Raw genomic sequence first — 17,499 nt, forward strand, 5'->3', positions numbered from 1 at the left:
GCGACCCGCCCGGCCCGCGGCCGGCGCGGGTCGACCGCCGCGACGGGCGTCGGCACGGCCGCGTCGGTGCCGGGCCGGCGCGGGTGGGTCGCCGTACGATCGTGCGCAACGGCCGGGGGGCGAACCCCACCCGGTTCGCCGCCGCCGGTCTCCGCCGGGTCCGGCCACCTCCGGACCGCACGGAAGGACGTTCCCATGTCCGTCACGCGCACGTTGCCCACCGACGAGTCCCGTGCCCTGCTCGATCTCACCCGGGAGATCACCGCTCGCGAGATCGCCCCCCGGGCCGCCGCCGACGAGGCCGCCGGGCGCTTCCCGCGCGAGTTGTTCGAACTCCTGGGCGCCGCCGGACTGCTGTCGCTGCCCTACGCCGAGGAATACGGCGGCGGCGCGCAGCCGTACGAGGTCTATCTGCAGGTGTTGGAGGAACTGGCCGCCGGGTGGCTGGCGATCGGCCTCGGGGTCTCGGTACACACCCTCGCCTGCCATCCGCTCGCCACGTTCGGCACGGCCGAACAGCGGGCCGAGCACCTGCCCGCGATGTTGTCCGGCGACCTGCTCGGCGCGTACTGCCTGTCCGAGCCGCACTCGGGCTCGGACGCGGCGGCACTGAGCACCAAGGCGGTGGCCGACGCCGACGGGTACACCCTCACCGGCACCAAGGCGTGGATCACCCACGGCGGCGTGGCCGACTTCTACACCGTGCTGGCCCGTACCTCGGCGGAGGGTTCGCGCGGGATCAGCGCGTTCCTGGTCGACGCCGGGACGGCGGGCCTGGCCGCCGCCGCGCCCGAGCACAAGATGGGGATGCGCTCCTCGCCCACCGCGCAGATCCACCTGGACGGCGCCCGGGTGTCGGAGCGCCGCCGGATCGGCGCGGAGGGCCAGGGCTTCCCGATCGCGCTCGCCGCGCTCGACTGCGGCCGGCTGGGCATTGCCGCCTGTGCCACCGGAGTGGCCCAGGCCGCGCTGGAGTTGGCGAGCGACTACGCCAAGAACCGCTCGCAGTTCGGTGGCCCGATCGCCGACAAGCAGGGCATCCGCTTCATGCTCGCGGACATGGCCACCGCGATCGAGGCGGGCCGGGCGCTCTACCTGTCCGCGGCCCGACTGCGCGACGCGGGCCTGCCGTTCGGCCGCCAGGCGGCGATGGCCAAGCTGTTCTGCACCGACGCCGCGATGCGGGTGACCATCGACGCGGTGCAGATCCTCGGCGGCTACGGCTACACCACCGACTTCCCGGCGGAGCGCTACCTGCGCGAGGCCAAATGCCTCCAGATCGTCGAGGGCACCAACCAGATCCAACGCATGGTCATCGCTCGGGACCTGCTCCGCAACGGCTGAGCACGATCAGCGCCGCGCGGCCGCTGAACCGGCCGCGCCGGCCAGGGCCCAGGCGAGGGTGAACGCGGCCAGGCCGATCCGGAACACCCGCAGGCGGCCCGGCCGATCGCCCGGACGCGCGCCGGTGAGCAGGCCCGCCGCGAAGGTGAGCGGGTAGCCGACGATCGCCCATTCGAGCCGGGTGCTCGACGCGGGCAACTCCGCGCGCGGCGCGGGCAGCGCGACGTTGAGCACGCTCGCGTCGACCGGGTCCACGAGGGGCGCGGACAGGGTCGGCGCGAACGCGGCCCAGCGGTGCGGAGAGTACGCGGTCGGCGGGGGAGCGGGGGTGGGCATGGCGGTTTGTGCCTTTCGGGGGCCGGTGGCGGGGTCGGGTACGGTTGCGGGATTCGGGGAGTCGCGCTGCGTACCCGAAGCGCGAACGGGTCGAGGGCGAGGAGGCGGCGGGCATGACGACGGAGCGCGTCGCGGGCGCCGATGCCGAGGACGGGCTGAGCACGGACGAGGCGATCCGGGCGATGTTGTTGCTGATGCCGAGGGTGGCCGCGCGGCTCAAGCGCACCCGGATCCCCGAGCGATTGCGCTCGATGAACCTGGCCCCGCGGCACCTGTCGTTGCTGGCCTATCTGCTCTTCGACGGCCCGCTGTCGGTCAATCAACTGGCCGCGCGGCTGGAGGTGGCGCCGACCACGGTCAGCCTCATGGTCAGCGACCTGGGTCGGCAGGGCGTCCTGGAGCGGCACACCGATCCCGTCGACCGGCGCCGGTCGATCGTGGCGATCACCGAGGATCCGCAGACCCGGACGGCGATCGAGAACTGGCTCGCCAACGGCGCCGACGCCTGGCGCCGAGCCTTCGACCCGCTCTCGCCGGAGCAGCGGGCGATCTTCGTGCGGACGATGGGCGCCTACGAGAACGGGGCCGTGCGCGAGCCGGAGTGACTCGCGCCCGTGGGCGAACCGCCGGCCGCTACCCGCCCAGTGCGGGCAGCAGGTGGGCCTCCTCGTACGCGAAGTGCTCCTCCAGGCCCGCCAGCACCCGTTCGAACTCGGCGCGCAGCCGCCGCGCCGTCGCCCGGGTGCCGGCCTCCGGCGCGGCGGCCCGGTCCAGGATGGCCTCGAAGTCGACCAGGGCGCGTTCGACCAGGGCGTGCTCCGCACGCAGCCGCTCGATCGCCGGGACCAGGTGCGGGAATTCGCGCTCGAAGGCCGAGAACGCGCCGTCCTCGCGGGTGTGGTGCAGGCGCAGCGACCAGCAGAAGGTCAGGCAGTGCCGGCGCAGTTGCTCGGCCGGGTCGGTGTCCGGCCGGTCGGGGTCGGCCGGCTGTGCGGTGCCGGCGAGGACCTGTTCGAGCCGCTCCCGGACCCGCTCGATCTCGGCCCGCAGGTCCGCGTGGTGGCGCACCAGTTGCTCGCCGATCAGCCGGCCGCGCGTCGGGTCGCCGGACAGGTCGAGGGGGTGCAGCGCGACCACCGGGATGGTGCGGGCGGTCGCGGCGGCGTAGCCGCGAAACGCCGGGTCCCGGGTGCACTGGAGGTCCCACAGGTGCGCGCGCTCGTCACCGGTGAGCGGGACGGCTCGGGTGGCGAACGGCTTGACCCGGCCGTCCTCGGTGCCGATCTCCATCGTCACCTGGGGGTTGGCGAGCAGATTGAGGTACCACTGCGGATCCCGGGGCGCGCCCCCGTTCGAGCCGAAGATCACCTGCCGCGCGCCGTCGCGCAGCGCGACCACCGGGTGGGTGTGCGGGCGGCCGGTGCGCCGCCCGGCGGTGGTGATCAGCACCAGGGGCACACCTTCGAACATGCCGCCCACACGACCGTTGTGGGCCCGGAAGTCGGCGATGACCCGGGCGTTCGTGTCGTTCTTCACGGGAGTCGGCCCTTTGCAGTCGAGAACACATATATCTTTGCTTTGAAAGCAAATCTATTTGCAGGCTAGTCATCGCCCCGAAGCACTGTCAACGCCCGTGCGGGATCCCGCCGCACACCGAACACGCCTGCCGGCCGGGCCACTTCAGCGCATGGGCGGACCCCACGCGGCGGCCTCGCGCGCGGAACCGTCCGAGCCCGGCGCACGTCTCGTCAGCCATGACGCCATCCCAGCCGGCCGCCCGCCTGCGCCCCGCGCGGCCCGACGACCTGGACGCGATCGTCGACCTGCACACCCGCGCCCGCGCCGCCTACTACCGGACGGGGGGAGCGGCCGAGCACGAGATCGAGGACCCGACCCACCCGGACCCGCTCGCGAGCCGCCGGGACGCGTGGCGGCGGGCGGTGGACACCGACGCCCGCACGGTGGTGTGCGCGATCGCCGGCGACCGGGTGGTGGGCGTCGCGGCGATGGGCCGGGTAACCGGGCCGGCCGGCGAGCTGTACCAGATCCACGTGTCGCCGCAATGCTGGGGACAGGGCATCGGCACCGCGCTACATGCCGAGTTCGTGCGCTTCCTGGACCGGGAGCGGCTGTCCGAGGGACGCGTGGAGGCGTGGCGGCGCAACGAGCGGGCGATGGCCTTCTACGCCCGCCACGGCTGGTCCCCGAGCGGCGAACACCGGCCGGGGCCCGCCGGGGGCGACTATGTCCGGATGCGGTTGACCGCGACCGGGTGACGGGACGGGCGCACCCGCCGGCTCACCCGGTGTGCGAGAACGGCTGGGCCCGCCAGTCCAGGCCCGCCGGGAGCACCGCGACCACGGGCGGAGGCGACACCGCCGGCGGCGGCGGGACGGCGGCCCGATCGGCCGGGTCCGCGAACACCGCGCCCGACCCCGGACAGGCACGAATCCCGAACGGGTCCCGCGCACTGGGGCACACCGCGTGGTCCGGCACCACCGACGCGTCGTCGGCGCCGACCACGACCAGCACCACGCCGCACTGCGGGCACGCCCGGCGGACGCCGGCGCCGGCGGTCGGGTCCACCTCCAGGCCGAACTCGAACGCGTCGTCGAAGTCCTCGACGAGAACCCGCGGTCGACCGCCCGCGGGCGCGTCTACGGCGATACTCATGGGGCTCCCCCTGTCGCCACAGCGCCGTGATGACGGCGCGCTCCGCCGACGATAGTGCGCCCGACCGGAACGTTGCAGTACCCATCCGAGCCCAATCGACACGATGCGGGAATCGTCCCCAATCCTCCCGCCGTTCGGGGCTTCCGCGCCCTCCCGTCGCGTCGCGTCGGGCCGGGACCGGCGCTACTCCTGCGGCGCGGCGTCCACCGCCCGGCGCAGCTGCTCCAGCCGATAGGGCACCGGCTCCCAACCCGGCCGCCCGGCCATGTCCACGTTCAACTGCACCACCGTGCGCGTGTACGCCCGCGCGAGGCCACGCGGCATCAGCGGCATCCCGGCGGGCCGGCGCCGGGAGTTGCCCTCCCGATCCGGCACCCCGGAGTGGTTGCCCCGGACCGACACCCACACGGCCTCGACCGATCCCTGCACGTGTCGCACCAGTTCCTCGCGAGCGTCCAACCAGCGGCCCAGCGCGGCCCGGGTGGGGCCGGACAGCGGCAGCACCTCGACGATCGCCGGATTGACCGAGCGCGCCTGCGGGCGCCGCACGATCCGCACCGTGCGTTCGTCCGGATCCAGGTCGGTGAGCCGCAGCGCGCACAACTCGCCGACCCGCGCGCCGGTGTCCAGGACCACCCCGATCAGCGCGAACAGCCGGATTCGACCCGGGTCGCCACCGCCGCGCTCGGCGTGCGCGGTCAGCCAGTCCAGCATCAGCGACCGCTGCCGGGCGCCCACCGGCGGCTTGAGCTCGGGCATCGCCGGTCGCTCCGGAAGCACGACCGGCACCGAACCCGCCCGGGCCAGGATCTCCAGGCAGTCCATCCGCACCCGCATGCTCGCGGTGGTGGAGACGCCGGTCCCCGCGGCCGCACGAGTACGCAGTCGACCGCTCTGCGCGAGGTCCAGATAGCGCCGCATCGGATCGGCCGACAACAGCTGCGCGAGCGAGCCGCGGGCCTCGGCCGGGAACCCCTCCTGGACCAGCGCGCGGCGCAACTCGCCTACCACCCAACGCAGTTGCCGAGCCCGCGCGGCCGAAGTGTCGGCCCGCGCGGTGACCCGAAGCAGGGCACGGTCGAGCTGGTCGAGCGCTGGGGCACGGTCCTGGGCGGCCATGGGGGCACTGTAACGACGGCCACCGACGCGGCACCGGGACGCCACACCCCACCCCGATGCCCTAGGTTCATCGTGTGGAGGACCTCGACCGACAGATCGTCAAACTGCTCCTGCAAGACGGGCGGATGAGCTACACCGACCTGGGCAGGGCCACCGGCCTGTCCACCTCGGCCGCACACCAACGGGTGCGCCGACTCGAACAGCGCGGCATCATCCGCGGCTACGCCGCCGTGGTCGACACCGAGGCCATCGGCCTGCCGTTGACCGCGTTCATCTCCGTCAAACCCATCGACCCCAGTGCGCCCGACGACGCGCCGGAGCGATTGGCGGACCTGGAGGAACTGGAGGCGTGTCACAGCGTGGCCGGGGACGAGAGCTACATCCTCAAGGTCCGGGTGCCGACGCCGGGGGACCTGGAGACGTTGTTGGCCCGGATCCGGCTCCAGGCGGGCGTGTCCACCCGCACGACGGTGGTGCTGTCCACCCCGTACGAGGCGCGCGCGCCCCGGTTCTGAACCGCCGACGCCGCGGCACGGGTGCGACGTCGGTCGCACCGTGCCGCCCCGCGCCCGATCCCCGGAGTGGGCGCGGCGCGCGTCACACCCCCGAAGGGGTGACCTCCGGCCGGGGGTTCGCTCGGGGCGGGCCACACTGGAGTCATGACCACGCTCCTCCTGCGCAACGGCGCCGTGCACAGTCCGGCCGATCCCTTCGCGACCGCCATGGTCGTCGAGAACGACACCATCGCCTGGATCGGCGCCGAGGGGGCCGCCGCGGCCCACGTCGACGCGGTCGACGCGGTGCTCGACCTCGCGGGCGCGCTGGTGACGCCCGCGTTCGTGGACGCGCACGTGCACGCCACCGCCACCGGCCTGGCACTGACCGGGCTCGACCTGACCGGCGCGCCGTCGTTGGCCTACGCGCTCGCCGCGCTGGAGGACCACGCCAAACGGCGCGGACTGTACGGCACGGGCCACGTGTTGCTCGGCCACGGCTGGGACGACACAGGCTGGCCGGAGGGACGCCCGCCCACCCCGGCCGAATTGGACCGGGCCACCGGTGGTGCCACCGTCTACCTCTCCCGCACCGACGTGCACTCCGCCGCGTGTTCGCCCGCGTTGCTCGCGCTGGTCCCGGGCGAGCACGGCGACGCGCCGTTGATCGGCGCCGTGCACCACGCGGCGCGGGCCGCCGCCAACGCCGCGCTGACCCCGGCCGACCGGCTCGACGCACAGCGGGTCGCGCGGGCCCGGGCGGCGGCGCTGGGCATCGGCACGGTGCACGAGTGCGGCGGGCCGGAGATCGCCGGCGAGGCCGACTTCCGGGCGCTGCTGGGGCTGGCCCGGGACGAGGCCGGCCCGGATGTGGTCGGCTACTGGGGCGCGCTCGCCGACGACCCCGAGCACGCCCGCGCGCTGCGCGCCGACCTGGGCGCGCACGGCCTCGGCGGCGACCTGTTCGTCGACGGCTCGCTCGGCTCGCACACCGCGTGCCTGCACGCGCCCTACCTCGACGACCCGGGCGCCGGCACCGGCCTGACCCACCTCGTGGTCGAGCAGGTCGCCGCGCACCTGTCCGCGTGCACCCGGGCCGGCGTCCAGGCCGGCTTCCACGCCATCGGCGACGCCGCGATCGGCGCGGTCACCGACGCCGCCCGGGAGCTGATCCAGGGCCCGCACGGCGCGGCCTTCCGAGCGCTGCGGCACCGGGTCGAACACGCCGAACTGCTCGACGCCCAAGCCGTCGCGGCCTTCGCCGAACTGGGCCTGACCGCCTCCGTACAGCCCGCCTTCGACGCCGCGTGGGGCGGCCCGGACGGCATGTACGCCCGCCGCCTGGGCGCCGAACGCGCCGCCTGGATGAACCCGTTGGCCGCGCTCAGCGCCGCCGGCGTACCGCTCGCGTTCGGCTCGGACGCGCCGGTGACCCCGCTCGACCCGTGGGGCACCGTGCGGGCCGCCGCGTTCCACCGCACGCCCGAGCAACGCATCAGCGTGCGCGCCGCGTTCGCCGCGCACACCCGAGGCGGGCACCGGGCGGCCGGCCGGGACGACGTCGGCGTGCTGGTTCCGGGCGCACCCGCCACCTACGCGGTGTGGGACACCACGGAGTTGGTCGTTCAGGCGCCGGACGGTCGGCTGTCCGGGTGGTCCACCGACCCGCGGTCGGGCACTCCCGGACTGCCGGACCTGGGTCCGGATCTGCCGCTGCCGCAGTGTCTGCGGACCGCGGTGCGGGGCACGACGGTGTTTGCCGCGGAGGGGAGCCTCGGGCAGGAGTGAACCGGGGCGGGCCGGGGGCGCCGACGGGCCGGGGTCAGCCGAAGTGGGGCTGCTCCGCCACCGGGGCGGCCCCGCCCGCCCGGCCCGGTTCCCCGGCGGCGACCGGCGAGTGCACCGACCGTTGTTCGGGGACGGTCAGCAGGGGGAGGAAGACCTGGACCAGGGGACCGATGGTCAGGGCGTACAGCACGGTGCCCAGACCCAGTGACCCGCCCAGGAGGAAGCCGACCGCCAGGACGGTCACCTCGATGGCGGTGCGGATCAGGCGGACCGAGCGGCCGGTGATGCGGACCAGGCCGGTCATCAGGCCGTCGCGGGGGCCCGGACCCAGCCGGGCACCGATGTAGGCGCCGCCGGCTATCGCGTTCAGCACCACTCCGGAGACCAGGAAGGCCAATTGCCAAGCCAGGGCGTCCGGGGCGGGCAGCCAGTGCAGGGAGGCGTCCACGGCGAGGCCGATGACGAACACGTTGCTCACCGTGCCCAGGCCCGGGCGTTGTCGCATCGGCCACCACAGGAGCAACACCGCGGCGCCGACCACGATCGTCACCGCGCCGAAGCTCCAGCCGGTGCGCTCCGCGAGGCCCTGGTGGAAGACGTCCCACGGGTCCAGGCCCAACTCGGCCCGGATCATCAACGCCATGCTGAACCCGTACAACGTGAGCCCCGCGTACAACTGGAGCAATCGCCGGACCCACGACCAAGCCACCGTGCACCTCGTTCTTCACCTGACTGCCAATAAAGAGCCAACGGTGAAACAATCGCTCACACCGGATCACGGATCCATAGCCAATTCGACAGGAGTGGACTGATGAGCGCGCCTCACCTGACCGTCAGCAGCACCCGCCTCGCCGACCTCCTGCACCCCTGGACCACCACCACCCAGTCCGCGGCGCGCACCGGCCCGGCGTACCGCACGCTCGCCGAGCGCATCCGCGCGCTGCTCCTGGACGGCCGGATCCCGCTGACCGCCCGCCTGCCCGCCGAACGCGGCCTCGCCGACCGATTGGGCATCAGCCGCACCACGGTCGCCGCCGCCTACGAACTCCTGCGCACCGACGGCTACCTGACCAGCCGCCGCGGCTCCGGCAGTTGGACCACCCTGCCCGGCACGCACACCGAGATCCCCACCCGAGGGCTGAGCCCGAGCACCACCACCGGCGTGATCGACCTCGGCGTCGCGGCCCTGCCCGGCCCCGGCCGAGCCCTGCACCAAGCCGTCGCCGACGCCACCGACTCGCTGCCCACCTACACCACCGGCCACGGCTACCTGCCCGGCGGCCTGCCGGTCCTGCGCGACACACTGGCCCAGCGCTACACCCGCCGCGGCGTGCCCACCACGCCGGACCAGATCCTGGTCACCCCCGGCGCGCTGGCCGCGGTCACCCTGGTGCTGCGCACCCTGGCCGGCCCCGGCGACCGGGTCGCGGTGGAATCGCCCACCTACGCCAACGTGCTCGACGCCATCCGGCAGGCCGGGAACCGGCTGGTCCCGGTGCCGATGACGGACACCGGCTGGGACGTGCAGACCTGGCGCGACACGCTGCGCACGGCCGCGCCCCGGCTGGCCTACCTGATCCCGGACTACCAGAACCCGACCGGCCACCTCGCCGACGCCGGTGTCCGCCGCACCCTGGTGGACCTGGCCCGCAACACCGGGACCACGCTGATCGTCGACGAGACGTGCTTCGACCTGGCCCTGGACATCGACCCGGTGGACCGACCGCTGCCGATGGCCGGCTTCGACCGGACCAACAACGTGGTCACCATCGGGTCCACCTCGAAGACCTTCTGGGGCGGCCTGCGCATCGGCTGGATCCGGGCCACCCCGGACCTGGTCCGGCGGATCGCGGCCACCCGCGCGTCCTTCGACGTCGGCGCGCCCGTGCTGGACCAACTGGTCACCCACCACCTGATCACCGACCACGAGGACGCCATCCTGGAGAGCCGGCTGCCCGCGCTGCGCGCCGCCCGGGGCGCCCTCGCCGACGCGCTCGCCGACCGGTTGCCCGACTGGACGTTCGCGATGCCGGTCGGCGGCCTGTCCCTGTGGGTGCGCACCGACGGCACCTCCAGCCTGACCCTGGCCGAGGCCGCGGCCCGGCACGGCGTACGGATCGCGGCGGGCACCCACTTCGGCACGGACGGCACCTTCGAGCACCACGTGCGGCTGCCCTACGCGCACGACCCGGCGACGCTGACCGAGGCGATCCGCCGATTGGCGGCCGCCGTGGGCGAGACCGAACGCAGTCGGCCGAGCGCCTACACGGGCCTGTCCGGAGCCGCCTGCCTGGCCTGAGTCGGCGGCCGATCCCGGCCGCACTGACCGATGTGGGTGAACGCACCCCGGGTGCTCGCTCGCGCGGTGGGCCCCGAGCCGTGTACAACACCATGGGAGCCCGCAACGCGCGCGACACGCCGACATCGCCGCCGCCCCGCCCCGGGCCCGATCGCCGCGCGAGCGATTCGACCCAGGGGTACGGAAGCCTCGACAAGACCCATTAGGGGAGCGATTGCGCCACCCGGCGGGCGCATACCACCCACACCAGTGCCGCACCACCCTGGCCGCTGACCTGCGCCGATACCGTATCCGTGCAGGTCAGTGCGATGTTGACACCGCGCCCGTATCGACCAGTACGTTCGACCCGGTCCACCGTAGGACGACCGGCAGGAGAACACCCTCCCCGAGCACGCGCACGCCTCCGGGCCACAGGTGGCACAGCCACCGGGCGCCAGGTCCGGAACCGACGTGACACGCGCCCGGGAGGCCGCCCCACGCGGCCACGAACGGCAGAGCGGCACCCGTGCAGCCGCCCCGCCGGACGCGAGCACACCCCGTGCCGGAAGGTGAGACCGCGGCAGAGCCCGGTCGCCCAGTAGACAACGACCACCGCGACCGACAGCCAGCCGGTCCGGGGCCGGCCCGAAGGGCGACCGAGCTCCCGCCGCCACCACCCCACCGCCGAGCACGAGCCGAAACCGAATTCCCACCTCGAACGTTGTAACGTCACTGCATCACCCGACCGGCGCAACTCCGTGCCGCGCGCGGCAGCAGCGATCGCAACGACCCGACGAGGGGGCCCCACGGTGCCGCAGCTCGACAGCACCACAGCGCCCGCGGGCAGCCCGCCCACGGCGCCGGCACCCGCTCGCAAACAGCGGCTGCGCCGCACCCGCGCGACCGCCGTGAGCATCTACCGGCGCCCCGCCCGCCCGGTCACCGCACTCGTCAGCGGCCTGCTGCTCGCCCTCGCGTTCCCGCCGTACGACCTGTGGCCGCTGAGCATCCTGGCGGTGAGCGCGCTCAGCGTCGCGGTGCACGGACAACGCACCCGCACCGGCTTCGGCTACGGCCTGCTGTTCGGCCTGCCGTTCATGTTGTGGCTGCTCAAGTGGCTGCGCGTGGTGGGGCCGGACGCGTGGATCGTGTTGTCCGTGGTGCAGGCGCTGTACATCGGCGCGTTGGCCGCCGCGCTGACCCTGATCGGCCGACTGCGACTGTGGCCGCTGTGGACCGCGTGCCTGTGGGTCGCCGAGGAACTGGTGCGCGACCGCGTCCCGTTCGGCGGCTTCCCGTGGGGCCGGCTGGCGTTCGCCAACACCGCGACGCCGTTCACCCCGATCGCCGCGCTCGCCGGCGCCCCCGGGGTGACCTTCGCCGTCGCCCTCTCCGGCGCGCTGCTCGGCTGGGCCGCGCTGCGCCTGTACGGGCTCTACGCGGGTCGTAGCGACGCCTCGGCCGCCGAGCCCGCGCAGAGCGCCGGTACGCCGCGCAACGCCCTCCCGCTGGCCCTGGGCGCCATCGGCCTGGCGATCGCCGTCCCCGCGAGCGCCTACGCCGTCCCGATACCCACCGGGGGCGACGCCGCCGGCCCCGACAGCGCGACCATCGCGGTCGTCCAGGGCAACGTCCCGCGCACCGGCCTGGACTTCCTCGGCCAACGGCGCGCCGTCCTGGACAACCACGTCCGGCAGACCCACAAGCTGGCCGCCGACGTGCGCGCCGGCAAGGTCAAGAAGCCCGAACTGGTGATCTGGCCGGAGAACTCCTCCGACCTCAACCCGTTCGAGGAACGCGACGCGTACGCGCTCATCGACGGCGCGGTCAAGGACATCGGCGTGCCCGTGCTCACCGGCGTCCTGGTCGCCGGCCCCGACGCCACGCACATCCAGAACCAGGGCATCGTGTGGGACCCGGTCACCGGCCCCGGCGCCTCCTACACCAAGCGCCACCCGGTGCCGTTCGGCGAATACATCCCGATGCGCGAACTGCTCACCAAGTTCATCAGCCGGCTCGAACGCGTCCCGCGAGACTTCTACCCCGGCAAGACCGTCGGCGTCATGCAACTGGGCCCGGCCCGGATCGGCGACGTGATCTGCTTCGAGATCGCCTACGACAACGTCACCCGCGAAGCGGTCACGCACGGCGGCCGAGTCCTGGTCGTGCAGACCAACAACGCCACCTACGGCCGCAGCGGACAGCCCGAGCAACAACTCGCGATGTCCAGGCTGCGCGCGGTCGAGCACGGCCGCGCGGTGCTGATCGCGGCCACCTCCGGGATCAGCGCGATCGTCATGCCGGACGGAAAAGTGGTCGAACGCACCCGCGAATTCACCGCCGACACCCTGGTCATGGACGTTCCGCTGCGCGACGACCGCACCCTGGCCACGCGACTCGGTTCGGCTCCCGAGTGGATCCTGGCTATCGTCGGTCTTCTCGCCTGCGCGTACGGCATTCTCCGCCGTCGGCGCAAGCCCCCGATCACCACCCCCGGCATCCCGCCGACCCCCGCCGACGCCGGCGTCGACAGCCTCGCCGACGCCAACGCCATCAAGGAGATGATGTGACCGACAGCGAGCAGACCAGCTTCGCCGACCTCGGCAAGGTGCTCGTCATCATCCCCACCTACAACGAATCGGAGAACATCGAGCCGATCGTCGCCCGGCTGCGCGCCGCCGTGCCCGACGTCGACGTGCTCATCGCCGACGACAACAGCCCCGACGGCACCGGCGACATCGCCGACACGCTCGCCGAGCACGACCCGCACATCCAGGTGATGCACCGGGCCGGCAAGGAGGGCCTGGGCGCCGCCTACATCGCGGGCTTCCGCTGGGGCATCGACCGCGGCTACGACATCCTGGTGGAGATGGACGCCGACGGCTCGCACCAGCCCGAGCAACTGCCGCGCCTGCTCGAAGCGGTGCGCGACGCGGACCTGGTGCTCGGCTCGCGCTGGGTCCCCGGCGGCGGCGCGGTCAACTGGCCCGGACACCGCAAGCTCATCTCCAAGGGCGGCAGCACCTACTCGCGGCTGATGCTCGGCGTCGACATCCACGACGTCACCGGCGGCTTCCGCGCCTTCCGCCGGGACACCCTGCTCGGCATCGGCCTGGACGAGGTCGCCTCGCAGGGCTACTGCTTCCAGGTGGACCTGGCCTGGCGGGCGATCCGCAAGGGCTACCGCGTCCTGGAGGTGCCGATCACCTTCATCGAGCGCGAGCGCGGCAACAGCAAGATGAGCAACTCGATCGTCGCCGAGGCGCTGTGGCGGGTCACCGCGTGGGGTGTGGGCCGCAAGGTCGGCAAGTACCCGAACGAGAGCACCCCCGAGACCGCCGCCGCCCACCCCGAGGGCGCCGGCGACACCGGGAGCGCCGGCGGCACCGGTACCACCCCGCCGAGGACGTGATCGCGTGAGCACCTCGCTGCGCCGAGCCGCCAAGCTGCTGCCGATCGTCGCGCTGCCACTGGCCGAGATCTACGTGATCAGCCGGGTCGGCGCCGCGATCGGGGCGGGCCGGACCTTCCTGCTGATCCTGGCCGGCGTCGCGCTGGGCTCGTTGGTGATCCGCTACGAGGGCCGCCGGGTGTTGACCCGACTGCGCGCGCTCGGCGAACAGGCGCAGCGCGAGGGCCAGAACGACCCGACCGTGCTCGCGGCGCAGGGCAAGGAGGCGACCAAGGCCGCCGCCGACGCCGGCGTGGTCATCCTGGGCGGCATCCTGCTGATCATCCCCGGGTTCATCACCGACGTGCTGGGCCTGCTGTGTGTGTTGCCGTTCACCCGGCCGCTGATTCGGCGACTGATCGGCACGGTGGTGGCCGCGAAGGTGGCGAACAGCCCACGGTTCTCCGGCGCGGTGCGGGAGGCCCGGATCCATCGCCCGGACGGCAAGATCGTGCCCGGCGAGGTGATCGACCCCAAGGACGTGCGCCGGGACGACGACCCGCCGCAGCCGCCGCGCGAGCTGCCCTGACGGCGCCGTTCGCACACGGCACGACGCCCGGGGCGCCGCGATCGTGAGATCGTCGGCGCCCCGGGCGTCGGTGCCACCTGTCGACGGGATCCGCACGCGCCCCGAGCGGGCTCGTGCGGTGCTCGCTCAGGCGCTCTTGCGGTTGTTGCGCGGATCGTGGTGGAGGTTGATCCCACCCGACCGCAGTACGGCGAGGCGCTCGGCGAGCACCTCTTCCAGCTCTTCCCGGGTACGCCGCTCCATGAGCATGTCCCAGTGTGTGCGCGTAGCCTTGTTCTTCTTTTCCTCCGGCGGCGCGCCGTCCACCAACTGCGCGACGGCACCGCAGCTACGGCACTCCCAGGTGGAGGGGATCTCCGCCTCGACGGAGAACGGCATCTCGAAGCGGTGCCCTCTGGGGCAGTCGTATTCCACGGTGCGACGCGGCGCCAGATCGATACCGCGATCGGTCTCGTAGCTGGTGGCGCCAAGGCGTGTGCCGCGGAGAGCTCGCTCACTCATGAATCGTGCCTCCTGGCTTGTCTACCCACATCGACAGGTCTTGCTGTCTCGTCCGATTGCAGAACGCGTGACGGGCCCCGAAGATTCCCGACCGAGGGGTCGGTGGGCAGGAGACGGGGTCCGTGACGGTGGGTGGCTACCCGAAAACGGATGATTCATCACATCGACGGGAGAAAGTGACATAAAACTCGCCTGATCGGCCCGGGGCGGTGCGGATGATGCCGGTGTTACGGGGTGGTGGGCGATTCCGACGGCCGGGGGCGGGGCGTCAACGGTCACGGATCTCCGCCCAGACGATCTTCCCGGTGTCGGTGGGGCGCACGCCCCAATCGGCGGTCAGACCGGCCACGATGCACAACCCCCGGTGTCGCTCGTCGTGGCCGGGCGAGGCGATCTCCTTGGGCAGTCGGCCGTCGTGGTCGACCACCTCGACGATCAGTCGGCCGGGGTGGTGGCGCAGCCGTAGCTCCATCGGGGTGCGGGCGTGCTCGGCCGCGTTGGAGACGAGTTCGGTGACCACCGAGCAGGTGGTGTCGTTGTGGTCGGTCAACTCCCAGCGACCCAGTGTGGCGCGCACGAAGTCGCGGGCCTCGCGGGCCGAGCGCGGCGTCGGCGGCAGATCCAGGCCCGCGGTGCGCTCGATGCTGTGCCGCGCGCGGACCAGGAGCAGTGCGACGTCGTCGGGTTCCTGGCCGGTGAGCATGGTCTTGGTGACCAGATCGGCGACGTCGGCGACGTTGTAGGCGCCGCCGGTGGTGCTGTCGATCTGCTTGGTGAGTTCCTGGAGTCGGTCGGTGAGCGAGGCGTCGTGCGACTCGACCAGGCCGTCGGTGTACAGGAGGAGTTGGTCGCCGGTGTCGAAGCCGACCACCGCGTCGTCGAAGGTGGTGCCGTCCAGGCCGAGCGGGACCCCGAGGTCGTCCTCCAGGAGTTCGACCTTGCCGTCGGCGCCGATCAGGGCGGGCGGCAGATGGCCGGCGTTGGACCAGTGCACGGTGGCGTCGCCGGGGTCGTAGACCGCGTAGACGCAGGTGATGATCTGGTCCTCGCCGCCGAGCCCGGTGACCAGCCGGTTGAGGTGCCGCATCACCTGCCCCGGCGGCAGGTCCATCACCGCGTACGCCCGTACCGCGGCGCGGAGTTGGCCCATCACGGCGGCGGCCTGCAGACCTCGGCCCATCACGTCGCCGACCACCAGGGCGATCCGGCCGGCGGACAGCGGGATCACGTCGAACCAGTCGCCGCCGACCTGTTGGCCCTTGGCGCCGGGGAGGTAGCGGAAGGCGATGTTGAGTTCGTCCAGGTCGGGCGGGACCTGGGGGAGCAGGCTGCGTTGGAGTTCGACGGCGGTGTCGCGGACGCTGCGGAACAGTCGGGCGTTCTCGATCGCGGTGGCGGCCTGCGCGGCGATGCCCAGGGCCAGTTGTTCGTCGCGTTCGGTGAACACGTCGGCCCGGGTGTGGCAGAAGGAGAACGCGCCCAGGTCCTCGCCGGTGGCGGTGGTCACCGGGATGGTCAGCAGGCTGCGTACCGGCGGTTGCCCGTCGGTGCTGATCCGATAGGGCAGCAGTCGACCGGCGGCGGGGTCCTCGGTGAGATCGCCGCGGCGCACGGTGACCGGTTGCGCGGTGGTGGTCTGCGGTCGGCTGCGCGCGGCCAGGGTGGGCCGCGGCCGGGGCAACCGGTCGATCAGCGTGGGATCGGGGCTGGTGACCGCGTAGCGGGTGTCCGCGACGCCGCCGGTGTCGTAGTCGACGTAGCGGAAGATGCCGTGCTCGGCGGCGATCACCGAGGTGGCGGCGTCGGTGGCGGCCTGGACCAGGCGTTCGAGGTTGAGTTCGCGGGTGAGCTTTTGGCCGACGCTGTACAGGGTCTCGACGATGCGGGTTTCCTGGTCGAGTCGGCGCTGTTTGTGGGCGAGTTGCTCCTGTTGCGAGCGGACCCGGTCGCGGGCGTCCTCGGCGACCAGGGCCTGTTGCGCGGTGGTGCCCTCGTGTGCGGCGAGGAGTTGTTCGAGGGCGTCCAGGCGCGCGGCGGCCACGTGGGTGGTGGGGGTGTGTTGGGAGGGGCCGCCGGCGAACGTCGGCGCGGTGTCGAGCGGGAGCAGGGCCAGCCGGGTGGACACCGCGACGGTGCGGAAGAGTTCGGCGATCCGGGCCGGGACGTGTACGCGGGTGAACATCAGCACGGTGAACAGTTCGCCGTCGGGGAGTTTGCCGGCGTAGCCGATCACCGACTTTATGCCGCTCGCCCGGATGAACTCCTTGTCCGGGACCGCGGCACTGGTCAGCGCGTCCGGGATGTGGTGGATGTCGTGCCGGTCCCATTCGTTGTCGGTGGGCAGCGGGCCGGCCACGATGTCCTCGGGGGTGACTCCGAGTTGGTCGAGCATGGCGCTGATCATCGGGGCCCGGCGGACCGCGTTCGCGTTCGGGAAGGCGACCACCTGGTGCTGGCGCGATCGGGTGCGGTCGCACCACTCGGGCTGATCGCCGATGGTGGCCAACAGGGTGAGGCAGCGCAGGTCGGGATGCGGGACGAGGTCGGGTTGCCGGCGCAGCGCGCGCTGCTCCAGGTCGGGGGTGAGGTTGCGCCAGGCCATGGTCTGGAACAGGCGGACGAGGACGAGTTGGGGCTGCCCGGTGTGCGGGTCGCGGAAGGTGGTGCGCAGGTGCTGCACGATCGCGCGGGCGGCGTCCTCGGTGGTGGCCGAGTCGGCGGTGACCTGGCGCAGTTCGGAGCTGCACACGACCATGTCGCTGACGGTGAAGTTGGCGAGGTCGAACACTGGGCGTCCACGTCCTCCGTGGGGGTGCGGGCCCCCATCATGGCGCGCGAGGGGGGACGGAGTGGTGCGTTTTGGGTATTTGCCGGCGGGTCGGGCGTACGCCGAGGCCCCCCGGGCGGGCTTGCTCGGGGGGCCTTCGTGGGAGGCGTGGTGGGCTTTGCGGGGGCATCACCGGGGTCGTCGCGAGGGGCCGGCCGG

The 17,499-nt window shown here is 73.0% G+C and carries 16 protein-coding genes; 9 read left to right on the top strand and 7 right to left on the bottom strand.

Annotation, left to right across the window (positions count from 1 at the left end; all coding sequences use genetic code 11):
• Nucleotides 1-195 precede the first annotated feature (195 nt).
• Nucleotides 196-1,344, top strand: coding sequence for an acyl-CoA dehydrogenase family protein (locus ACFXMF_RS24335; protein ID WP_360318540.1), 1,149 nt, complete (start codon nt 196-198; stop codon nt 1,342-1,344).
• Nucleotides 1,345-1,350: 6 nt separating this feature from the next.
• Here the strand turns inward: ACFXMF_RS24335 and ACFXMF_RS24340 are convergent, their stop codons facing one another.
• Complete coding sequence (locus tag ACFXMF_RS24340) at nt 1,351-1,680, bottom strand: hypothetical protein (protein WP_379991484.1); 330 nt, start codon at nt 1,678-1,680, stop codon at nt 1,351-1,353.
• A 113-nt stretch (nt 1,681-1,793) separates the two neighbouring features.
• Between ACFXMF_RS24340 and ACFXMF_RS24345 the strand changes: the two genes are divergently transcribed.
• On the top strand, nt 1,794-2,285 hold the full coding sequence (locus ACFXMF_RS24345; protein ID WP_360318544.1) for a MarR family winged helix-turn-helix transcriptional regulator: 492 nt from the start codon (nt 1,794-1,796) through the stop codon (nt 2,283-2,285).
• A gap of 28 nt (nt 2,286-2,313) precedes the next feature.
• Here the strand turns inward: ACFXMF_RS24345 and ACFXMF_RS24350 are convergent, their stop codons facing one another.
• Nucleotides 2,314-3,216 (bottom strand): nitroreductase/quinone reductase family protein, encoded by a 903-nt coding sequence (locus ACFXMF_RS24350; protein WP_379991485.1) that lies wholly within the window; start codon nt 3,214-3,216, stop codon nt 2,314-2,316.
• A 218-nt stretch (nt 3,217-3,434) separates the two neighbouring features.
• Here ACFXMF_RS24350 and ACFXMF_RS24355 point away from each other — a divergent pair, with 218 nt between their 5' ends.
• Nucleotides 3,435-3,956, top strand: coding sequence for a GNAT family N-acetyltransferase (locus ACFXMF_RS24355; RefSeq protein WP_379991486.1), 522 nt, complete (start codon nt 3,435-3,437; stop codon nt 3,954-3,956).
• Nucleotides 3,957-3,978: 22 nt separating this feature from the next.
• Here ACFXMF_RS24355 and ACFXMF_RS24360 read toward each other — a convergent pair whose 3' ends face one another.
• Both ACFXMF_RS24360 and ACFXMF_RS24365 read right to left on the bottom strand, forming a co-directional pair.
• A complete protein-coding gene (locus tag ACFXMF_RS24360) occupies nt 3,979-4,353 on the bottom strand; it encodes a hypothetical protein (protein ID WP_379991487.1) in 375 nt (124 codons plus the stop codon).
• Between the two features lie 183 nt (nt 4,354-4,536).
• Nucleotides 4,537-5,472, bottom strand: coding sequence for a tyrosine-type recombinase/integrase (locus ACFXMF_RS24365; protein ID WP_379991488.1), 936 nt, complete (start codon nt 5,470-5,472; stop codon nt 4,537-4,539).
• Nucleotides 5,473-5,546: 74 nt separating this feature from the next.
• On the opposite strand from ACFXMF_RS24365, the gene ACFXMF_RS24370 reads away from it, so the two are divergent.
• Both ACFXMF_RS24370 and ACFXMF_RS24375 read left to right on the top strand, forming a co-directional pair.
• Nucleotides 5,547-5,987 carry an Lrp/AsnC family transcriptional regulator gene (locus ACFXMF_RS24370; protein ID WP_360318556.1) on the top strand — a complete coding sequence of 147 codons (441 nt, stop codon included), beginning with the start codon at nt 5,547-5,549 and terminating at the stop codon, nt 5,985-5,987.
• Between the two features lie 144 nt (nt 5,988-6,131).
• Nucleotides 6,132-7,754 (top strand): amidohydrolase, encoded by a 1,623-nt coding sequence (locus ACFXMF_RS24375; RefSeq protein ID WP_379991489.1) that lies wholly within the window; start codon nt 6,132-6,134, stop codon nt 7,752-7,754.
• A 34-nt stretch (nt 7,755-7,788) separates the two neighbouring features.
• Here ACFXMF_RS24375 and ACFXMF_RS24380 read toward each other — a convergent pair whose 3' ends face one another.
• Complete coding sequence (locus ACFXMF_RS24380; protein WP_360318677.1) at nt 7,789-8,397, bottom strand: hypothetical protein; 609 nt, start codon at nt 8,395-8,397, stop codon at nt 7,789-7,791.
• A gap of 168 nt (nt 8,398-8,565) precedes the next feature.
• Here ACFXMF_RS24380 and ACFXMF_RS24385 point away from each other — a divergent pair, with 168 nt between their 5' ends.
• From ACFXMF_RS24385 to ACFXMF_RS24400, 4 genes are all read left to right on the top strand, one after another.
• Nucleotides 8,566-10,053 carry a PLP-dependent aminotransferase family protein gene (locus ACFXMF_RS24385; RefSeq protein WP_360318561.1) on the top strand — a complete coding sequence of 496 codons (1,488 nt, stop codon included), beginning with the start codon at nt 8,566-8,568 and terminating at the stop codon, nt 10,051-10,053.
• Between the two features lie 788 nt (nt 10,054-10,841).
• Entirely contained in the window at nt 10,842-12,602 is a 1,761-nt protein-coding gene (lnt, locus tag ACFXMF_RS24390; protein WP_379991490.1) for an apolipoprotein N-acyltransferase, read from the top strand.
• Entirely contained in the window at nt 12,599-13,444 is an 846-nt protein-coding gene (locus ACFXMF_RS24395) for a polyprenol monophosphomannose synthase (RefSeq protein WP_360318566.1), read from the top strand. The genes lnt and ACFXMF_RS24395 overlap by 4 nt, the downstream gene beginning before the upstream one ends.
• A 4-nt stretch (nt 13,445-13,448) precedes the next feature.
• Nucleotides 13,449-14,012 (top strand): FxsA family protein, encoded by a 564-nt coding sequence (locus ACFXMF_RS24400; protein WP_360318569.1) that lies wholly within the window; start codon nt 13,449-13,451, stop codon nt 14,010-14,012.
• A 126-nt stretch (nt 14,013-14,138) separates the two neighbouring features.
• Here the strand turns inward: ACFXMF_RS24400 and ACFXMF_RS24405 are convergent, their stop codons facing one another.
• Together ACFXMF_RS24405 and ACFXMF_RS24410 are read right to left on the bottom strand one after the other, a co-directional pair.
• Nucleotides 14,139-14,513 carry an RNA polymerase-binding protein RbpA gene (locus ACFXMF_RS24405; RefSeq protein WP_360318572.1) on the bottom strand — a complete coding sequence of 125 codons (375 nt, stop codon included), beginning with the start codon at nt 14,511-14,513 and terminating at the stop codon, nt 14,139-14,141.
• 268 nt (nt 14,514-14,781) lie between these two features.
• Complete coding sequence (locus ACFXMF_RS24410; RefSeq protein WP_360318574.1) at nt 14,782-17,301, bottom strand: SpoIIE family protein phosphatase; 2,520 nt, start codon at nt 17,299-17,301, stop codon at nt 14,782-14,784.
• Nucleotides 17,302-17,499: the final 198 nt, after the last annotated feature.

The sequence above is a fragment of the Embleya sp. NPDC059213 genome (genome assembly GCF_042754445.1).
GTDB lineage: Bacteria > Actinomycetota > Actinomycetes > Streptomycetales > Streptomycetaceae > Embleya.